This is a genomic window from Streptomyces mutabilis, from assembly GCF_014649815.1.
In the GTDB taxonomy this organism is placed as follows: Bacteria; Actinomycetota; Actinomycetes; order Streptomycetales; family Streptomycetaceae; genus Streptomyces; species Streptomyces mutabilis.
Genome location: NZ_BMTT01000347.1, coordinates 1 through 506 on the forward strand (window position 1 = coordinate 1; position 506 = coordinate 506).

At 23.5% G+C, this 506-nt stretch carries 2 protein-coding genes; both read right to left on the minus strand.

Going from position 1 to position 506, the window contains the following annotated elements; translation table 11 throughout:
* On the minus strand, positions 1–274 hold a 274-nt coding region (locus tag IE142_RS40595; RefSeq protein ID WP_229831343.1), incomplete at its 3' end, for a MoxR family ATPase.
* An 11-nt stretch (positions 275–285) separates the two neighbouring features.
* On the minus strand, positions 286–506 hold a 221-nt coding region (locus IE142_RS40600), incomplete at its 5' end, for a hypothetical protein (protein WP_229831344.1).

The following is a 506-nucleotide window of genomic DNA, read 5'->3' on the forward strand; positions in this document are numbered from 1 at the left end:
ATTCAATTATAGAGTGACCTGCACCAAAATCAATCACAGTATCGGATGTATTCATAATGGTTTCTTTGACCAATTCTATTTCAAACTTACTATTATATCTATATAGATCTATAAATTTTTTTCTTTTCACTAGTTGCTCAATATAATTGAAATCATAACCAATTTTTTCATATATGGACCATCTTATAAAATCCAAACTAATTAAATTTTTATTTTTTTCTTTAGATAATAATTTACTTAGAGTGGTTTTACCTACGCCAAACACACCGATCACATATATATTATTCATATTATCTCACTAATGTCTAATTTAGAATTAAGACAATCTAAATGCAATACTAATATTATTTTTTTATTTATATCTATCTTATCTATAAGCGACCTACAATCAAATTCATCAAATATGATCACATTTGAATCTGATTTATTCAAGTAATCTAAGAATTCATCGTTTATCAAATGATGACTAATATTGTGATCTATGTATATATATTTATTAATAAAAG